The sequence below is a fragment of the Reinekea sp. G2M2-21 genome, assembly GCF_015687175.1.
In the GTDB taxonomy this organism is placed as follows: Bacteria; Pseudomonadota; Gammaproteobacteria; order Pseudomonadales; family Natronospirillaceae; genus Reinekea.
On record NZ_JADPQG010000002.1, the window covers coordinates 187,621 to 203,993 of the forward strand.

Annotated in this window: 15 protein-coding genes; 3 read left to right on the top strand and 12 right to left on the bottom strand. The window is 51.7% G+C overall.

Features of this window, described 5'->3' with window-relative positions:
• Positions 1-28: 28 nt before the first annotated feature.
• The 6 genes from IYN85_RS09645 to IYN85_RS09670 all read right to left on the bottom strand — a co-directional run bounded on the left by IYN85_RS09645 (position 29) and on the right by IYN85_RS09670 (position 3,638).
• Positions 29-232, bottom strand: coding sequence for a DUF2892 domain-containing protein (locus tag IYN85_RS09645; protein ID WP_196158686.1), 204 nt, complete (start codon positions 230-232; stop codon positions 29-31).
• A 112-nt stretch (positions 233-344) separates the two neighbouring features.
• Positions 345-983, bottom strand: coding sequence for a pyridoxamine 5'-phosphate oxidase (gene pdxH / locus IYN85_RS09650; RefSeq protein WP_196158687.1), 639 nt, complete (start codon positions 981-983; stop codon positions 345-347).
• Between the two features lie 64 nt (positions 984-1,047).
• On the bottom strand, positions 1,048-1,248 hold the full coding sequence (locus IYN85_RS09655; RefSeq protein ID WP_196158688.1) for a hypothetical protein: 201 nt from the start codon (positions 1,246-1,248) through the stop codon (positions 1,048-1,050).
• Positions 1,249-1,325: 77 nt separating this feature from the next.
• Entirely contained in the window at positions 1,326-2,423 is a 1,098-nt protein-coding gene (locus tag IYN85_RS09660; RefSeq protein ID WP_230390661.1) for a low specificity L-threonine aldolase, read from the bottom strand.
• A gap of 68 nt (positions 2,424-2,491) precedes the next feature.
• Complete coding sequence (locus tag IYN85_RS09665; protein ID WP_196158689.1) at positions 2,492-3,265, bottom strand: ABC transporter substrate-binding protein; 774 nt, start codon at positions 3,263-3,265, stop codon at positions 2,492-2,494.
• Between the two features lie 184 nt (positions 3,266-3,449).
• The gene (locus IYN85_RS09670) at positions 3,450-3,638 is read right to left on the bottom strand and encodes a hypothetical protein (protein WP_196158690.1); all 189 of its coding nucleotides are present in this window, start codon (positions 3,636-3,638) and stop codon (positions 3,450-3,452) included.
• Between the two features lie 166 nt (positions 3,639-3,804).
• Between IYN85_RS09670 and IYN85_RS09675 the strand changes: the two genes are divergently transcribed.
• The 3 genes from IYN85_RS09675 to IYN85_RS09685 all read left to right on the top strand — a co-directional run bounded on the left by IYN85_RS09675 (position 3,805) and on the right by IYN85_RS09685 (position 9,057).
• Positions 3,805-4,737 (top strand): LysR substrate-binding domain-containing protein, encoded by a 933-nt coding sequence (locus tag IYN85_RS09675; RefSeq protein WP_196158691.1) that lies wholly within the window; start codon positions 3,805-3,807, stop codon positions 4,735-4,737.
• Positions 4,738-4,911: 174 nt separating this feature from the next.
• Positions 4,912-6,579 (top strand): methyl-accepting chemotaxis protein, encoded by a 1,668-nt coding sequence (locus IYN85_RS26360; protein ID WP_196158692.1) that lies wholly within the window; start codon positions 4,912-4,914, stop codon positions 6,577-6,579.
• 879 nt (positions 6,580-7,458) lie between these two features.
• On the top strand, positions 7,459-9,057 hold the full coding sequence (locus tag IYN85_RS09685; RefSeq protein ID WP_196158693.1) for an ABC-F family ATP-binding cassette domain-containing protein: 1,599 nt from the start codon (positions 7,459-7,461) through the stop codon (positions 9,055-9,057).
• Here the strand turns inward: IYN85_RS09685 and IYN85_RS09690 are convergent.
• From IYN85_RS09690 to IYN85_RS09715, 6 genes are all read right to left on the bottom strand, one after another.
• Positions 9,046-10,080, bottom strand: coding sequence for a CaiB/BaiF CoA-transferase family protein (locus tag IYN85_RS09690; protein ID WP_196158694.1), 1,035 nt, complete (start codon positions 10,078-10,080; stop codon positions 9,046-9,048). The genes IYN85_RS09685 and IYN85_RS09690 overlap by 12 nt on opposite strands.
• Positions 10,077-11,225, bottom strand: coding sequence for an acyl-CoA dehydrogenase family protein (locus IYN85_RS09695; protein ID WP_196158695.1), 1,149 nt, complete (start codon positions 11,223-11,225; stop codon positions 10,077-10,079). Before IYN85_RS09695 ends, IYN85_RS09690 begins: the two co-directional genes overlap by 4 nt.
• A 15-nt stretch (positions 11,226-11,240) precedes the next feature.
• Positions 11,241-13,340 carry a 3-hydroxyacyl-CoA dehydrogenase NAD-binding domain-containing protein gene (locus IYN85_RS09700; protein ID WP_196158696.1) on the bottom strand — a complete coding sequence of 700 codons (2,100 nt, stop codon included), beginning with the start codon at positions 13,338-13,340 and terminating at the stop codon, positions 11,241-11,243.
• 3 nt (positions 13,341-13,343) lie between these two features.
• Entirely contained in the window at positions 13,344-14,561 is a 1,218-nt protein-coding gene (locus tag IYN85_RS09705; RefSeq protein ID WP_196158697.1) for an acetyl-CoA C-acetyltransferase, read from the bottom strand.
• 434 nt (positions 14,562-14,995) lie between these two features.
• On the bottom strand, positions 14,996-15,295 hold the full coding sequence (locus tag IYN85_RS09710; RefSeq protein ID WP_230390662.1) for a hypothetical protein: 300 nt from the start codon (positions 15,293-15,295) through the stop codon (positions 14,996-14,998).
• A gap of 83 nt (positions 15,296-15,378) precedes the next feature.
• Positions 15,379-16,314 carry a DUF1152 domain-containing protein gene (locus tag IYN85_RS09715; RefSeq protein WP_196158699.1) on the bottom strand — a complete coding sequence of 312 codons (936 nt, stop codon included), beginning with the start codon at positions 16,312-16,314 and terminating at the stop codon, positions 15,379-15,381.
• Between the last annotated feature and the right edge of the window lie 59 nt (positions 16,315-16,373).

Genomic DNA, 16,373 nt, shown 5'->3' on the forward strand with positions numbered 1-16,373 from the left:
TAGTGACATTCAATCCGATCTTTTATCGCTATTCCGATTTGTTGGTGCTCAGGCCAAACGGCAGATACAAGGGACAGAACTTCACGGTCGCTGTAATCACAAATACCGCCGCGAGCAACGCGACGATAATGGCGATTGCGCCACTGACCCATTGCAATACGACCGCTAAAATCATGATGGCGGCCAGTATTAAACGTACGATTCGATCCACATTGCCCATATTCACTTTCATCGTTGACTCCCTCTTTGCAGGTAAGATGCAATGAGTGTAGGCCAGATTTATATTATAAAAATCTAATTTACGAGAAAGCTGCGAAATAGTTGATGCAGCGCAACCCAACGGGCTAGGGCTGCAAACGATCCAACTGCCATGCACCGTCGGTTAAGGTGTACATGAACCGGTCGTGCAAACGGGAGCCACGGCCCTGCCAGAATTCGATTTTGGTCGGCTTAACTCGGTAGCCGCCCCAAAACGACGGCAGTGGGATGTCGCCTTCTTTGAACTTCGACTTCATCTGTTCAAACGCCTGCTCCAGCAATTTGCGAGAACCGATCTTTTGACTCTGATGGCTGGTCCAGGCAGCTATCTGGCTATTACGGGGACGGGACAGAAAGTACCGAGTCGCTTCGGCGACCGACAGCTTCTCGGCCTCGCCATAGACGATGATCTGCCGCTCAAGCGGTGTCCACGCGAAGTGAAGGCTTACTTTGGGGTTGTGTGCAATGTCCTGCGCTTTCTGGCTTTGCAGATTGGTGTAGAAAACAAAGCCTTTCGGGTCGTATTGCTTGAGCAGCACGATACGCTGGCTCGGCTGGCCTTCGGCGTTCACAGTCGCTAATGACATGGCGGTTGGGTCGGCATTGAGGTTGGCGTCCATCGCCTGTTGCAACCACTGTTCAAATTGCACAATGGGGTCGGCATTCAGTTGCTCTCGATCGAGCCCCTGTAAGGTATATTCGCGACGGATATCTTCTAATTTCATGACTCTTCCCGGGTCGATGCAAACGAGCTGCATCATACTGAAACTGCGGCCAGTTACCAGCGACTCACGGCAGATGACGTTTCCGCACCTGCGTGGGTGATAAGTACCAAGCCAACGCTGAAAACACACACAACTGCATTAGCGCGCGGGCACTGTGCCACGACACTAACGCGTCCTGTAGATACCGAATTCCCAATTCAGCGAGGGAAAACACCGCCAACATAACGGCAATGGCACCAATGAACATTTTAAACAATAGCAGCATGGCTCAGGCTTCTTAACATTTGCGCTGCAGCCTAACAAACCATACGCGGTGAGTCCGTCGCTCAGATCACACTGCGTTCAAATCAGAACCTGCTCGGCAAACCGGGCCAGGTGTTGCTGCCATTCTGCCGGTGTCTGTTCTGTGAACGCGTCACCAATGGTCATTTCACACAGGTAATAGCCTTCGCCGGTTTCGTAAGGCGGCGTGATAAGTGCGACGTTGTTGTCGAGCATCCACTGGGTCGCAGTGTTGAGATACCTTTCTACATCGACCGACATTCGTACCCGAAACATATTGGTTTGCGGCACGCGCGGCCAGGTGGTCACACCCAGTAGCTGATTCAACTGCTCCGCCAGCCATATCGCCTGTTCGCGACGCGCAGCTATGTGAGGTAGGTGTTTTTTTAAGCCTTCGCGTGCCGCCACGATATAAGGGGCCAGCGAGAAAAGATTACCGCCGGCGCGGCGCACCCAGATTTTTGCTTGGGCAATAAAGCTTGCATCGCCCGCCAGACAGGCACCGGAAATACCGCCCAGGTCTTTGTAGAAACTGACGTACACCGAATCGAACAGCGCGGAAATTTCCGCTAAGGATTTCCCATAAGCGGGTGGGCATTGCCACAACCGAGCGCCGTCCATATGCAATTTTATGTTGTGTTCACGCGCCCAACTGGCTTGCGCCACCAGGTCTTCCCAAGCCGGTAGCTGCCCTCCAATTTCCCGCATGGGCAATTCCAGCAAAACTGCGGCCAACGGCTCTACCGCAGCGCTTTGGATATCCGCCAGGGTGGGCACCCGATGATGACTGCCCAGCGTCACACCGCGTAGACCATAGAGAGTTTGATAGGCGTTATGTTCGTGTAATTGCAAGTGACTGGTCGCGTGCATCGCAACGTTGGGTGATCGTTGCTGTTCAGCCCAGATTTTCAACGCAATAGGTTGCGCCATGGTTCCGCTGGGTAAGAACAGCGCTTGTTCTTTGCCGAGCAAGGCGGCGATTTCCTGCTCGAACTGTTCGATCAATGCACCGTCACCATAGACATCCGTTTGCTCGTTATCGTCGACGGCATCGGCCAGAGCCTGCAATCGCATTTTTAAATTCTGCGCGGTGTGTCGGGCGGCACTGTAACGACAGCCCGATGCGGCTTTACGATAGGCTTTGATGAGAGTTTCCATGGCGCTGCATCCAATATTTTCAGATGGCACAGCGTATCAGAAAAATGGGCAGCGCCAACCGCAGTTGCTCAATCGGTATGATCGGATACGTAACGATCAATAAACGTTGCGGTCAGCGAATCGCGCTGTTCGCCGATGGCCGTCCAGAATTGTTCCACCAGCGCAGGGTGCTGTTCGGCAAAGGGCTTGGAGAAAACCAAAAAATAATCTTTGGTCACGATGGGCAATGTGCTTTTTTGAATCTGGCTCGACGGCATGTCGCTCAGATATCGGTCGACCACCACGCCCTGACCAACATAGGCCGGTATACGCTTGGTCATCAACTTTTTCAGATTGTTCAGTGTTCCGGGGGTCTCTTCCACTGGATAACCCAAAGCTTTCAGGTTACCAACTATCGAATAGCCCAGATCGACACCCAGTGGCCCGTTAAGTTGGCTGAACACTTCACCGTCCCAGGTTACGCCACTGTCGTTAAGGGTGTAGAGATAATAACTTAGTGTGGCAATGCGCTTTTCGTGGTCGGGCTTACCATCGCGCATTGGGTAGCGGGTGAAAACACTGCGTTGAGCGTTGTAGGAAAAAATAAAAGCCCCATCTATTTCACCCTGCTCTAACGAATAGATAACTCGCTTACCGGGCAAGCGCTCCAGCTCTATGGTCCAATTATTTTGTCGTGCTATGGTCTGGATAATATCGACCGCGATACCCGGCTGAGCGGATATGCGGTTTGAATTGTCAATCTGATAAGGGAAGGACTCGGTATCGGCGTAGGCTAAATGAATGGTCTCTGCACCGGCCATGCGGCAGGTTATAAGCAACAGAAGCGAAAACACTCTAACCATGGAGAAAACCGGCATCTGCTACCTCGTGACGGATTAACACGACTACATAATGGGAAGTTTAGTCTCTGTTCTGGATTGGGCAAATGACGGCAACGCGGATCGGTTTTGGCTGTTTATTTTAAGCAGCGCCAACCGTGGGTTGGCGCTTATAAGGTCAGAATTCGGTGAATCGTGGCATGCGCAATTACATGCGGTGTTTATAGGTTTGGAAGTCCCGTATGCTGATGTTGAGATCTTTTTTTTGCCAGTCTGGCATTTGATCTAACATTAGTTCTGCTTTTCGAATGCGACGGGTTAATTTGCGCTTTTCCTGTTCCTTGCGCAGAGTGATCATCATCATTTCCGGAATTCGAAAAATGAAGTTTAGTGCCATGCTGTGTCTCCCTGATTGACGGGTATGCCTACCCATGATGTTGCCTGAACGGCGGTGAAAGACTGAAACAGTGGTCATTTTGAAGCAGATCTTGTTATGATACCAACGATAGTTCCTAACAGATTCCATAAGCAAATCTTATATTTGAACTCGTGGTCAACTCCTTATGACGCAACTCAAACTACCCGATCTGGAAAGTTTTCGTTTCTTCGAAGCCGCTGCGCGTTTGAGCAGCTATACCCGCGCCGCGGAAGAACTTTGTGTAACGCAAGCCGCCGTATCGCAACAGATTCGAAGCCTGGAAAACCGCCTGGGCGTTAAGTTGTTTCAACGCAAAGGCCGGACAATGGTCCTCAGTGAACAGGGGCATTTGATTCTGCCGGAGGTGCAGGATGGACTGAAACTGCTGCAGTTAGCCGTGCGCAAACTAGACCACTACAAACAACCGGATGTACTCAGCGTCACCATGCTGCCGAGCTTTGCTGCCCGCTGGTTGGTGCCGCGTTTGTGGCGGTTCAATCACCGCTACCCGGATGTGGAACTGCGCTTGAACCCCACCCACACCCAAGTCGACATGCTAAACAGCGACCTCGATTTAGCGATTCGTTTGGGGGTAGACGACTACCCAGCCTTGAGCTGCGAATCGTTGATGGATGAATACGCCTACGCTGCGGCGTCTCCTCAGATTGCCAAGCAAATAAAAAAGCCAGAAGACGTGCTTAAATTCATGTTGATTCATGGCTGGGTCGACAGCGGCATGAACTGGGAAAGTTGGTTCCGCAAGACCGGGGTGAGCACCCGTGGTCGTCGCATCAAGAAACAGGTCATCAACGAAGGCAGTATCACCATTGAAATGTTACTGTCTGGGCATGGTATCGCCGTGGTGCGTAACACGCTGGCACGAGGTCTGGTGGAAAGTGGCCAGCTGGTGCCGCTGTTGGGTGTGACCATTTCCAGCCACTTTCAATATTTTATGATTCACCGTAAAGAGCAGCATGCGAACACTAACTTAACGGCGTTCAAGCACTGGTTGCGCGAAGAAGTGGCTGAATTCACAGCCAAACACCCGATGGAAGACCTGTTTACCATTGCGCAATAAAATTCACCAAAGGGCTCAGTTTTCGCGGCCATCTGTCGATAACCTTCTACACTAGTTAAGGGCACATCTAAAAAGTCCGTCGATCTCTATGTGTTGCTAGCCCGCACGCTAAGGGGACTTAAGGTTTTTTTAAAGTGCCCTTAATTGATTGCCACCAAACCAAAGAGCCTTATTGTGAAGAAGTTATCTATATCGCTGAAAATCAGTTTGCTGGTTTCGGGTCTTATCGTTGCGTTGTTGGTCACCGCTGGATTCTTTATCAGTAGTTTCAGCAACGCCATTCGAGCAAGCCAACAAGAGGCGAATCTGCGTCAGTTTGAAGTGGAGCTGTTGCAACACTGGGAAGACTTGCAAGCGCAATACAATCTGTCTCGCGCGCAAGCACCGGAATTCTTTTCCAAGAAGATTGAACAGTCTGAATTAGAAGCCATTATTGCGGAAGGTAAACGCCGTGAACAGGAACTGGCCGATCACCTGTCGACGCTCGACATTTCCATTGCCAACAGCTGGAACGCGGCCAATTCAGACGAAGGTGGCAGCCTTTCTGACTTTACCAACCGCTTCAACGACGCTGTTTCCCAGGCGCAAGAGGTGTATGCATCCGCCGCAGAGGTATGGATCGCTAAAGGCGCGTGGAATGCCCGCAACGCCGCCGACAAAGGCGTGTTAGAGGCCATGGTACCCATCGACAACATCGTTAAAGAATTCGGCAGCCGTTTTGGCGCACTGGTGGCGATGCGCTCAGAGCAACTGATTGCCTCGCAGCAAGCAACCATTCGCAACCTGATTATCATCATCGGCTTACTCACATTGGCCGCCATAATTATTTCGTTCAGTGTATTACGTAATTTAAAAAGCAACCTGTACGCAATTGTGTCACTGACCAACCAACTAGCGACTGGAGACCTGACTGCCGACATTGTCGCCCGCGAAAACGGCGACGAAGTTGACGAAGTAAAACTATCGGTTGCAACCATGATTGAAAAATTGCGCAGCATTGTGGAGTCTGTCGTTGAACTGGCCGAACACCTTAAATTGTCCAGTGAGGAAATACTGGTCGATACCGAAGCACGCTTAAGCAGCGCTGAAAACCAGAACCAACGGCTGCAACAATTAACCGAAGCCACCAAACTGTTAGAAGCCTTTGCCAGTGAAGTGACGGAGGCTGCAAATGAGTCGCTCACTGTGGCCAACCAGGCCGATGGATATGCCGAAAATGGCAGCGTCACTGTCACGGAAACTGTCCGCTCCATCGAAAGCCTCGCGGCAGATATTGAACAGTCTGTTTCAGTCATTGAACAGCTGGACGCACAAGCCGAAAACATCACCGCCATCATCGGTACCATTCAATCCATCGCCGAACAAACCAACTTACTGGCGTTAAACGCCGCCATTGAAGCCGCGCGCGCGGGTGAACAGGGTCGCGGTTTTGCCGTCGTCGCCGATGAAGTGCGCAGCCTCGCCGGACGCACCCAGCAAGCCACCGAAGAAATTCAAAAAACACTGGAAGAACTGCGCCAGGGTTCCCGTCAGGCCGTTACCGTGATTGGCAACAGCCACCAGCAATCGGTGGCGTCTGTGGCAAAGGCCACCGAATCTGGCGAAGCTATTTCGCACTTTAATGCCGCTGTCGCCACCATCAAAGATTACTCAGCCCAAACCACCGATGCGACCGAAAAGCAAAACCAAACCTTGTTGGACATCAGTGCCGCTGTCGATGCCGTGAGTGTGATTACTGAGGAAAATACCGACCGCGCCAAAGCATCGTTGAACTCAACGGAGATTCTGCGTGATTTGAGTAAGGATCTGGTGCAATCGATTTCGTTTTTTAAATTGCATTGATGGTGAGTGGTTTACTTTTTTGGGTTAGTGGAGGTTTATCGATTGTTTCTTAACGAAAGAAATCATCATCCCAGTGGGAGTTCCCCATGATCCGGTGTTTACCGAAGTTGAAATAAATTGACTGCACGGGTCTGTCAGAGCCCTTTTTTTCTGCCTTGGGGGTTTCAAGTGAGTCGTCGCACCGAGCAAAACCCCCAAACCCGAATGGTACTTACTTAAGCTTATTTTCATTTTGTTTGAGACTTTTACGTTTTTCGGTGACTTAGTTTAACCTAGATTTTTTACTTCAAGTATTAAATCAGTTACGAAGACTATGGTTCCATTTTTAACCAAAAGTTCTCTAAGAGAATTTTTTCTTTCAAGGGGAGATCCCCTTGATCCGGCCTTCACCAGAGGTGAAGTCGTTAAAATCGAATCGAAGCCCATTGGGGCTTCGCTTTTAATCGATTTTAACCCCCCCACTGTTGCCCGCTTTGGTTTTCTGCCATGCCGGACACTTTCTTCGAACGGTCGCTTGAGCGTGCGTCCCTGCACGCGCGGCGCTTACAAGGGCATCCATGCCCTTGCATCCGTTGCGATGTGTCTGTCATGTCAGCCAAAGCAGATGCGACGGTGGGGTTATTTACACCGGTCCTTGGCGGCGAAAATCTTCTGATGAAAGCAAGTCGAAAACTGCTGCGAATGCCGAAGTTAATCCTGCTTAAGTGATCACCATTCACTGAGCCCTTTTTTCGGCCAAAACAACATCTGAGAAATTAGACATATCCGAAAACCGCTGTTAAAGTACCGGCTTCTGCTCACCTGCAAAGGTCCCTCAGCCAATGAAGTAATGATTTTTCACATCCGCACCACACATTTATCGGATTTGGAGAATCATCTATGGCTATGCCTTTGGCGTTACACAACGTCTCGTTCACCCTGAACAACGGTCAAACACTTTTTAACTCGATTACAGCTCCGTTTTCACATCGCCTTTGCGGGTTGGTGGGTATCAATGGCGTTGGTAAATCGGTCTTGGCGCAAATACTCTCTGGTAGGCTGTTGCCTTCCGACGGCCAGATCACTGCGCCTGCTCACGTTGCCTATGTGCCTCAACAATGGACTGGACAGGCGTCGGATCCGGTACTTGCGGTGCTGGGCCTGGCGGCGCCCGTTGCTGCGATCGAACGCATTGAAACGGGCTCGGTGGACGAACGCGATTTCGAATTAGCGGAAGCGTTCTGGGATTGGCCGGTACAGTTACGTACTACATTGAACACGGTCGGTTTTATTAACGACCTTGATTTACAGCGGCCCATCGCGAGCTTCAGTGGTGGCGAACAGTTTCGTGTTATGTGGGCTGCGGCTCTGCTGAAAAATCCAGATGTTTATGTTTTCGACGAACCTACTAATCATCTCGACCGAGACGGCAAAGCGCTGTTGTCGACATGGCTTGAAACCAGCAACAAGCAGTTTGTTTTAGTGACACACGACCGGGCTCTGCTGCAAACCGTTGAGGCGATTTACGAACTGACACCCACGCAAATTCACACCCACCCCGGAAATTACGACGCCTACTTTCAGAGCAAACACGCCCGCTGGGAACAGCAGGAATCGCAGTTGAATCAGGCGCGACGGCAGCAAAAACAAACCGCCATAAAAGCGCAACAAGCGCTGGAGAAACAACAGCAGCGGGTGGCACTGGGCAAAGCCAAAGCCAAGCGTGAGAACTGGAGCGTACTAGAACGCGATGGTGCCAAAGAGGCCGGTGAAAACAGTATGCGCAATGCCAAGATTTTGCGGGATAATCGCAGCGAACGTCGCCTGCAGGATACCCAGTTGGCCGAAAACCAGCGCGAGTGGTTTGACCCCATCGGCTTTGAATTACCGGCGTCAAAAGTTTCATCAGCAAAAGTGGTTTTAAGGTTGACGAACGCTTGTGCGGGTTACACGCAGGCGTTGCATCCACCGCTGACTCTGTCCCTGAACGGTCCTTTTCGCTTGCACATTACCGGCCGTAATGGGGCGGGTAAAAGTGCGTTGTTAAAAACAATCTTAGGTCGTGAAAATCTCTGGCAGGGCGAGGTTTATACCCATGTGCCTGTGGCTTACCTAGATCAACATTTTTTTGGGTTTCAGGCACAACATTCGGCGCTGGAAAACTTGCTGGCGCTGCAACCCGAGCTCAGTGAAAAGGAAGGCCGTGACCGTCTCGCCTGGCTACGTCTACGCAACACAAAGGCAGACGTGCCCTTTGGCGCACTCAGCGGCGGTGAACAACTGAAGGTGGTGTTGGCCAGTAAATTAATGGGCAAGGTCACTCCGCAATTGCTGCTGTTGGACGAACCGACCAATCACCTGGACCTGGACAGCACCATCGCGTTGGAAAATGCGCTGGCGCAATTTCAGGGAGCGATTATTTTGGTCAGTCACGACGACTATTTTGTGCAACAACAACGGATCACCCACCGGCTGGATCTGGACATGTTATCCGGTTGAGTCCTGTTCCGCGTGAAAACGGATCGGCACGTTCAGATACTGTTTTCCTTGATCGTCGACGCGGACCACTCCTCGTTCGACAAACTGCGGATGGCGCAGCGCGTCGGCCAGATTCAACACCGGCGTCACGCAGCATTCGTCATTAAGAATGCTCAGCCACGCTTGCTGAGTGCGCTGTAGAAACAGGGCGCGCAAATCCGATTTCAATGACTGTTGATTGGCGTCGCTGTAATCGGCAAACCGACTGACCCATCCTGGCTTGCCCAAAGCTTGGCACAGGGCGTTAAAGAACTTGGGTTCTAAAGCACCCACGGCCAGCCATTGCTGGTCTGCGGTTTCATAGTAGTCGTAAAACGAGCCGCCATTGAGCAGATTACTGCAAGCCTTGGGGTTCGGCTGACCTGCCAATACTTCAGGGGCGGTGAGTGTGTTTAAGGCCAGCGCGCCATCAGCCATGGCAATATCAATATGCTGGCCGAATCCGGTTTGCTGGCGTTCAATAACAGCGGCCAATATGGCTACCATAGCGGGATAACTACCACCGGCAATGTCGCCGATTTGCACGGCGGTAGTCACCGGGGTCGCGGCGCCGTTGTAACTCGCCAACCCGGCCATCGCCTGATAGTTAATGTCGTGCCCGGCTTGCATCGCCAGCGGACCCGTTTGCCCGTAGCCCGTCAGCGAGCAGTAGATCAACTGCGGAAATTCCGCTTTTAAGGCATCGTAACCCAACCCCAAGCGTTGCATGACGCCGGGACGAAACTGCTCCAGCAGGATGTCGACATCGCGCAATTGTTGTTTAATCGTTGCAATGGACGTTGAGTCTTTCAGATCAAGCACCAGCGTGTTTTTTTCGCCATTGAGCTGCGCGAAGGTATTGGGGTAAGCGCGCAGTAAATCTGGATGCGTCGGTGATTCAATTCGCGTCACCTGCGCACCCATACTCTGCAATTGCGCGGTCGCCCAAGGGCCGGGCAACAACGTGCTGAAGTCCAGAATGTTCAGACCCGCCAGTGGTTTCATTGCCGGTCCAACAGCGAGCGGCTGATGATAAGCTTCATGATTTCGTTCGTTCCTGCATAAATACGCTGCACGCGCGAATCCACCCAACCACGCGCCACCGGGTACTCCCACATGTAACCGTAACCGCCGTGCAGTTGCACACATTCATCGGCCACTTTGCATTGCAGATCAGACGCCAAGTATTTGGCTTTGGCGGCCATGACGGCGTCCAGTTTGCCATCGATATGCCAGGCCAGACACTGATCTACAAACACCTGCATCACGGTAAGTTCGCTGTCCATTTCAGCGAGTTTAAACTGCGTATTCTGAAAGCTGGCGATGGCTTTACCAAAGGCATTGCGCTCTTTGACATACGCCAACGTTTGCGACAACAGGCTCTGCGCGTGTGCAACTGCTCCCACGGCGACGCTGAGTCGTTCCTGTGGTAATTCTTTCATCAGATACATCAAACCCATGCCGCGCTCGCCGAGCAATTGACCAGCGTCGAGCCGACAGTCATTGAAAAACAACTCGGCGGTATCCTGAGCTTTCATGCCGACTTTCTTCAACGGTTGACCTTTCTCAAATCCAGGGGTTCCGGCATCGACCAGAAACAGACTGAATGCTTTCGAGCCGGCGTCCGGATCGGTTTTCGCAACGACAATAGCAACGTCTGCCATGTAACCGTTGGTGATAAAAGTTTTGCTGCCGTTTAACACCCACTGCCCATCACGCAAAACGGCGTTGGTCTTAATGCCCTGCAAATCTGAACCCGTACCGGGTTCAGTCATGGCGATGGCGGCAATTTTCTCACCCCGAGCCATGGCGGGCAGATAACGTTGTTTCAAGTCGTCGCTGCCGTAATGCAAAATGTAAGGCGCGACGATGTCAGAATGCAAACCAAAACCCAGCCCGGTTAACCCGGCACGGTAAACTTCCTCGTCGACGATTGAGTTGAAACGAAAGTCGCCATCCACACCGCCGTATGCCTCTGGCATGGTCGGACACAAAAAACCCAGTTCACCGGCTTTCTGCCAGACGCTGCGATCGACATGGCCTTGCGCTTCCCAGGCTTCGCGATGGGGCTCCGCTTCGGTTTCTAAAAACTTGCGTACATCGGTACGGAACATTTCATGGTAACTGTCGTAAACACTGCGTTCAGTCATCGGACTTTCCTTTTTTTATTCGATCAGCATCGACGACACGTTGAAACGTTCGCCGCACTGTTGTTCAAGTTCATGGGCGCGCGCCACAAAGTTAGCCAACCCGGTTTGGTGCGCAAACTGTATAACCCCACCCGTCCAAGCGGGATAACCAAAACCAAGAATGGAACCGACATTGGCTTCGTCTTTACTGGTGACAATGCCATCGTTCAGCGCACGGAATGCTTCAATACTTTGGATATAGAGAAAACGATCTTTCAGCGTTTGCAGATCAAACGACGCCTGACCACCAAAGTGTTCGGCCAAGCCCGACCATAACTGTTTTTTAGCCCCGGACGGATACTGATAAAAACCGCCGCCGCTGTTTTTACCCACCCGATTCAGCTCAAGCATACGGTCGATAACCGCATCACCCGGATGGCACACAAAGGATTGGTTTTCCGCCGCCATATCGGCCTGTGTTTGGCGACGAATACGCTCCATCAACGTCAGTGTCACTTCGTCACTGACCGCTAACGGCCCCACCGGATAGCCCGCCAACCAGGCAGCATTTTCAATGGCGGCTGCCGGTATCCCTTCGGCCAGCATCGCCATACCTTCGTAGGTGAAGGTTTTAAACACGCGCGAGGTGAAGAAACCGCGCCCGTCGTTGACCACTATTGGGGTTTTGGCAATTTGACCCGCAAAGGCCAGCGCCCGCTGCACAGTCGCCTCAATGGTCGCTTCACCTTTGATGATTTCCAACAACGGCATTTTGTCGACCGGTGAGAAAAAGTGCAGTCCGATAAACGTCTCGGGCTGATTGACTGAGTCGGCAAGCGAGCTGATCGGCAACGTGGAGGTGTTCGATGCCAACAGCGCATGTTCAGAAGTGTTTGCCTGTATCTGGCGGAAAACATCGGCTTTCAGTGCGCGATCCTCGAACACGGCTTCGATGACCAGCTCGCAAGGTCGCAATGCTTCGAAGGAATCGCTGGGTTGAATGCGATTCAGCAGGGCTTGCCCCTGTTCGGCCGTCAGTTGTTTTCGTTCAAGGCGTTTGTGCACTATCGACTCACTGTAGGCTTTGCCTTGCTCGGCTTTGGCTAAATCGGTATCCACCAACACCACGGTTAACCCTTTTACGGCGCAAGCCCAGGCAATACCTGCGCCCATCATGCCCGCACCAACCACACCGACGGTGGTCACAGTTTGCGCGTTATCCGTGCGGCTGGTGGCTTCTAATTTGTTTTTGGCAAAGAACAGCGTGTTGATCAGATTCTTCGACACCGCGCCCTTGGCCAAGGGTAAGAAGTACCGCGTCTCCAGCCGACCTGCGGCGTCCATCGACAAGGTCGCGCCTTCGACTGCACAGGATAAAATCGCATTCGCGGCCGGATAACAGCCCTGCGTTTTCTTCAGAATCATCGCCGGTGCAATGGACAGCAGTTGCGCTGTTTTTGGCGATTGCGGCAGACCACCGGGCATGCGAAACCCATTTGCATCCCACGGTGCAACGGATTCGGGGTGCGTGTCGATCCAGGCGATAGCCTCGGCGCGGGCTTCGTCTGCGGTCGTCACCATTTGGGAGATGATGCCCAGTCGTTGCGCGCTGCTCAACGAATGCAAACGGCCTTCGGTTAAAAACTGAATGGCTTGTTCCAAACCGAGCATGCGCGTGATGCGGCTGACCCCACCGGCAGCGGGTAATAAGCCCAGAGTCACTTCCGGTAAACCGACCTTGGTCTTTGGATTGGTGACCGCAATGCGATGATGACAGGCCAGCGCCAGTTCCAGACCACCGCCCAACGCGCCGCCATTCAGGCACGCCACCACGGGTTTCCCTAACGTTTCCAACTCGCGCAGACTGTGTCGGAAACGATCCAACAGGGCGATCACCTGGTTTGCGTTATCATCCGTTACGGTCGATAGCAACGCCAGGTCACCACCCGCTACGAATGTACTTTTAGCGGACTCAACGATCACGCCACGCAAATCCTGCTGCGCTTTCAGCTCAGCGACGACGGTGTCGAATTCCAGTGTGAAAGCATCATCAATTAAGTTGGTTTTACTGTTGGCTCTGTCGAGGGTCAACACAACAATGCCATTGTCCAACGTCGTTCGTTGTATGTCGGTCATGCGTTACTCCTTCACCAGATTTTCAACAATGGTTGCGATACCCATACCACCACCCACGCACATGGCTACCAGACCATAGCGCTTGTTTTGTGCACGCAGTTCGTCCATCAGGGTGCCAATCAGCATGGCACCGGTAGCGCCAAGAGGATGCCCCATCGCGATGGCACCGCCGTTAACATTGACCGTGGCCGGATCAAGTTCGAAGTCATCAATAAAACGCAAAGTAACGGATGCGAACGCTTCGTTGATCTCCCACAGGTCGATGTCGTGTTTAGACAGGCCAGCCACGTTTAACGCTTTTTCGGCAGCGGGCATCGGGCCTGTGAGCATGATGGTCGGGTCGGTTCCGACCAACGCGGTGGCTACCACGCGTGCCTTGGGGGTAAGGTTCCAGCGTTTGGCTTCGGCTGCGCTGCCGAGTAACAACAGGGCTGCGCCATCGGCCAATCCAGAAGAATTTCCGGCGTGATGTACATGATGAATGCGCTCAACCTGCGGGTATTTAGCGCGAGCGACAACATCGAACGCCATCTCCCCCATACCCGCAAAAGACGGTTTGAGAGCAGCGAGGGTTTCCGGCGTGGTTTGAGCACGCACCAGTTCATCTTGTGCGAGAATCAGTTGCCCGTTGAAATCCATCACTGGCTGTACGGAACCGGCATTTTTACCCGCAGCCCAGGCAGCCGCCGCGCGGCGGTGTGATTCACTGGCAAAGGCATCGAGCCGGTCTCGATCATAGCCCGCTAAGGTGGCAATGAGGTCCGCTCCGATACCCTGCGGCAGAAAACCGGTCTTGTTGTTTGTCTGTGGGTCCAGCGCCCAAGGTCCGCCGTCACTTAAAATCGGCACACGCGACATCGATTCAAAACCACCGGCCACCACCAATGACTCCCAACCGGAACGAACTTTCATCGCCGCAATATTCACCGCGTCCGCCCCTGAGGCACAGAAGCGGTTTAAGGTAACGCCTGCCACATTGGTATCCCAACCGGCGTATAGACTGGCGATTTTAGCGATATCACCGCCCTGATCGCCCACGGCCGAGACACAACCCAGCACCACATCATCGATGGCAGCGGTATCCAGTGGATTTCGTTGAATCAGTGACTGCATCAAGCCAGCCACCAGCTGAATGGGTTTTACTTCGTGCAACGCACCACCGGGCTTACCTTTACCCCGCGGCGTACGGATAGCGTCGAAGATCAATGCTTCGTGAGTCATGTGAGCGTGCTCTTATTGTTTTTGTTGCTCACAGGTTAGCGGGTTTCAGCCGGTTCTCAATGACCTGAGCGATCACGCGAATTGATAAAAGTGATCACGTAAGAATGTTTCTGCGGCTTGTTCTTTCCGAGTGAGTCAATCCGGCCGGGTAACTGGTAGACCACCAGTGAAGCGATTTGCTACGTTTTTCCGCATGGGCTACTAGCGTTAGAGGATCCATTAGAGGACTTTCTTTCCAAGGGGAGATCCCCTTGATCCGGCCTTCACCAGAGGTGAAATCGTTACTTACGCCTTTATCGGAAATGGAAAATGAAAGCATTCCAAATTTTTTTTTAAGAAGGAAAAGAGCCGAGGAACGTTCTTTACGGAGATAAAAAAATAACGCTATTATTCCGACTTACAAACGACCTGTCGGCGACGCAATGCATTAGTCATTACGCTTCCAGCCAATGGTTGATTTCAGCAACCCATTGATCCGATGAAGCCAGCACAAATTCATAATGGTGCCCGTCCGTCATTTTCAACCGGATGGCATCGGACGTAATCGGCAAAATGCCCGCACCTTTACCAAAACACTTCTCAGCGCTGGCTATCGTGGCCTTGGCTAAGTGATACGGCCCCAGGCCGAACTCTTTATTGAACGGTTCAAAACTGATTTCGGCGTCAGTCAGGGTAAAACGACCGTCGGCGCGCACAGCGCCATTTTGCACCATGCCGATAACTGATTTTGTCACTTGTGTTTCCATAACAGTGAATCCCGTTTTAGATTTTAAATGTTCGGTACAATGCTTGAGCACAAACTGAGTGTAGCTGGATATTATTTCAATGGAATGGCCCGGTCTGTGCGCGGTCGCACCTTATAGCGGAACTGACGGTACTCATTCGCAACTTCGGACATGCTCTCAGTATCTTCAATACCGGCACCGAACTTAAGATTTTCGCTTATAGCTTTCGTATTGAAAAAAAGATACATACACATCAACGAACTGACAAACTGTACGGTTCCGGCGGTACGTCCAATAGCGTGATAATCTCCAAATTCGCCCAGCATCGCGCTTTTTATCGAATTAATGACAATGCTCTTAAAGCGCATGTTACTGTTGATATGGTTAACAAAGTCTATAAATGCCTTGCCTTCATCCGTTTGTTCTGTCAGTGATACCGATCCTAAAAAGTCTCCACTTTTTATTAAGGTAGATATGTTCTCAAGACAGGCATAGTGGTTAAAGTCATGTTCCACACCGAATCCAATCGCAGCGGTAAAGTTACGTTCAACACTCATTTGACTGGCGGCAGTAATTGAACAGGCATCTTCTACAATTGTGCCAACCCGCGCCTCATCGCCAAACATAAGGCTGTCCGTTCCTCCGTCGATCAGGATCAGGGTATCGACGTCATGTTTTTCGATCAGATAGCGGTAGGCTGCCGATAACTTTTTTACACCAGAGTCATAGAGAATTCCGTAAATAGGCGCACTCATGTCCTTCTCGATCAACCAATCATACAACCGCTTTTCCGGAAAATAAGGCAGATCTGAAGCTGCATCATTAACAGCAAACACATGCTCATACTCTTCGTCCGCATTGGTGTCATATAGCTTGGTGAAGGACAAATTGGCGAGTGTTACCTCGATATTCTGACTCTTAAGGTAAACCAACAACGGGAGCCCGCTGATTACATCAAATCCACCTCCGGCTCCAACAATCAGCACAGACTTGGCTTTCGACAATTCTTTAAAAAATGGTACTTGCATATCAAATCCTTTTTTCTAACGAGTAACGTTCATGCTGAAGGTAATCAACAGCGCTTCTC

What these genes read in the sequence shown, in the direction of transcription:
- IYN85_RS09645 (WP_196158686.1), bottom strand. Translation starts at nt 232, where the DNA reads ATGAAAGTGAATATGGGCAATGTGGATCGAATCGTACGTTTAATACTG.
- pdxH (WP_196158687.1), bottom strand. Translation starts at nt 983, where the DNA reads ATGAAATTAGAAGATATCCGTCGCGAATATACCTTACAGGGGCTCGAT.
- IYN85_RS09655 (WP_196158688.1), bottom strand. Translation starts at nt 1,248, where the DNA reads ATGCTGCTATTGTTTAAAATGTTCATTGGTGCCATTGCCGTTATGTTG.
- IYN85_RS09660 (WP_230390661.1), bottom strand. Translation starts at nt 2,423, where the DNA reads ATGGAAACTCTCATCAAAGCCTATCGTAAAGCCGCATCGGGCTGTCGT.
- IYN85_RS09665 (WP_196158689.1), bottom strand. Translation starts at nt 3,265, where the DNA reads ATGGTTAGAGTGTTTTCGCTTCTGTTGCTTATAACCTGCCGCATGGCC.
- IYN85_RS09670 (WP_196158690.1), bottom strand. Translation starts at nt 3,638, where the DNA reads ATGGCACTAAACTTCATTTTTCGAATTCCGGAAATGATGATGATCACT.
- IYN85_RS09675 (WP_196158691.1), top strand. Translation starts at nt 3,805, where the DNA reads ATGACGCAACTCAAACTACCCGATCTGGAAAGTTTTCGTTTCTTCGAA.
- IYN85_RS09685 (WP_196158693.1), top strand. Translation starts at nt 7,459, where the DNA reads ATGGCTATGCCTTTGGCGTTACACAACGTCTCGTTCACCCTGAACAAC.
- IYN85_RS09690 (WP_196158694.1), bottom strand. Translation starts at nt 10,080, where the DNA reads ATGAAACCACTGGCGGGTCTGAACATTCTGGACTTCAGCACGTTGTTG.
- IYN85_RS09695 (WP_196158695.1), bottom strand. Translation starts at nt 11,225, where the DNA reads ATGACTGAACGCAGTGTTTACGACAGTTACCATGAAATGTTCCGTACC.
- IYN85_RS09700 (WP_196158696.1), bottom strand. Translation starts at nt 13,340, where the DNA reads ATGACCGACATACAACGAACGACGTTGGACAATGGCATTGTTGTGTTG.
- IYN85_RS09705 (WP_196158697.1), bottom strand. Translation starts at nt 14,561, where the DNA reads ATGACTCACGAAGCATTGATCTTCGACGCTATCCGTACGCCGCGGGGT.
- IYN85_RS09715 (WP_196158699.1), bottom strand. Translation starts at nt 16,314, where the DNA reads ATGCAAGTACCATTTTTTAAAGAATTGTCGAAAGCCAAGTCTGTGCTG.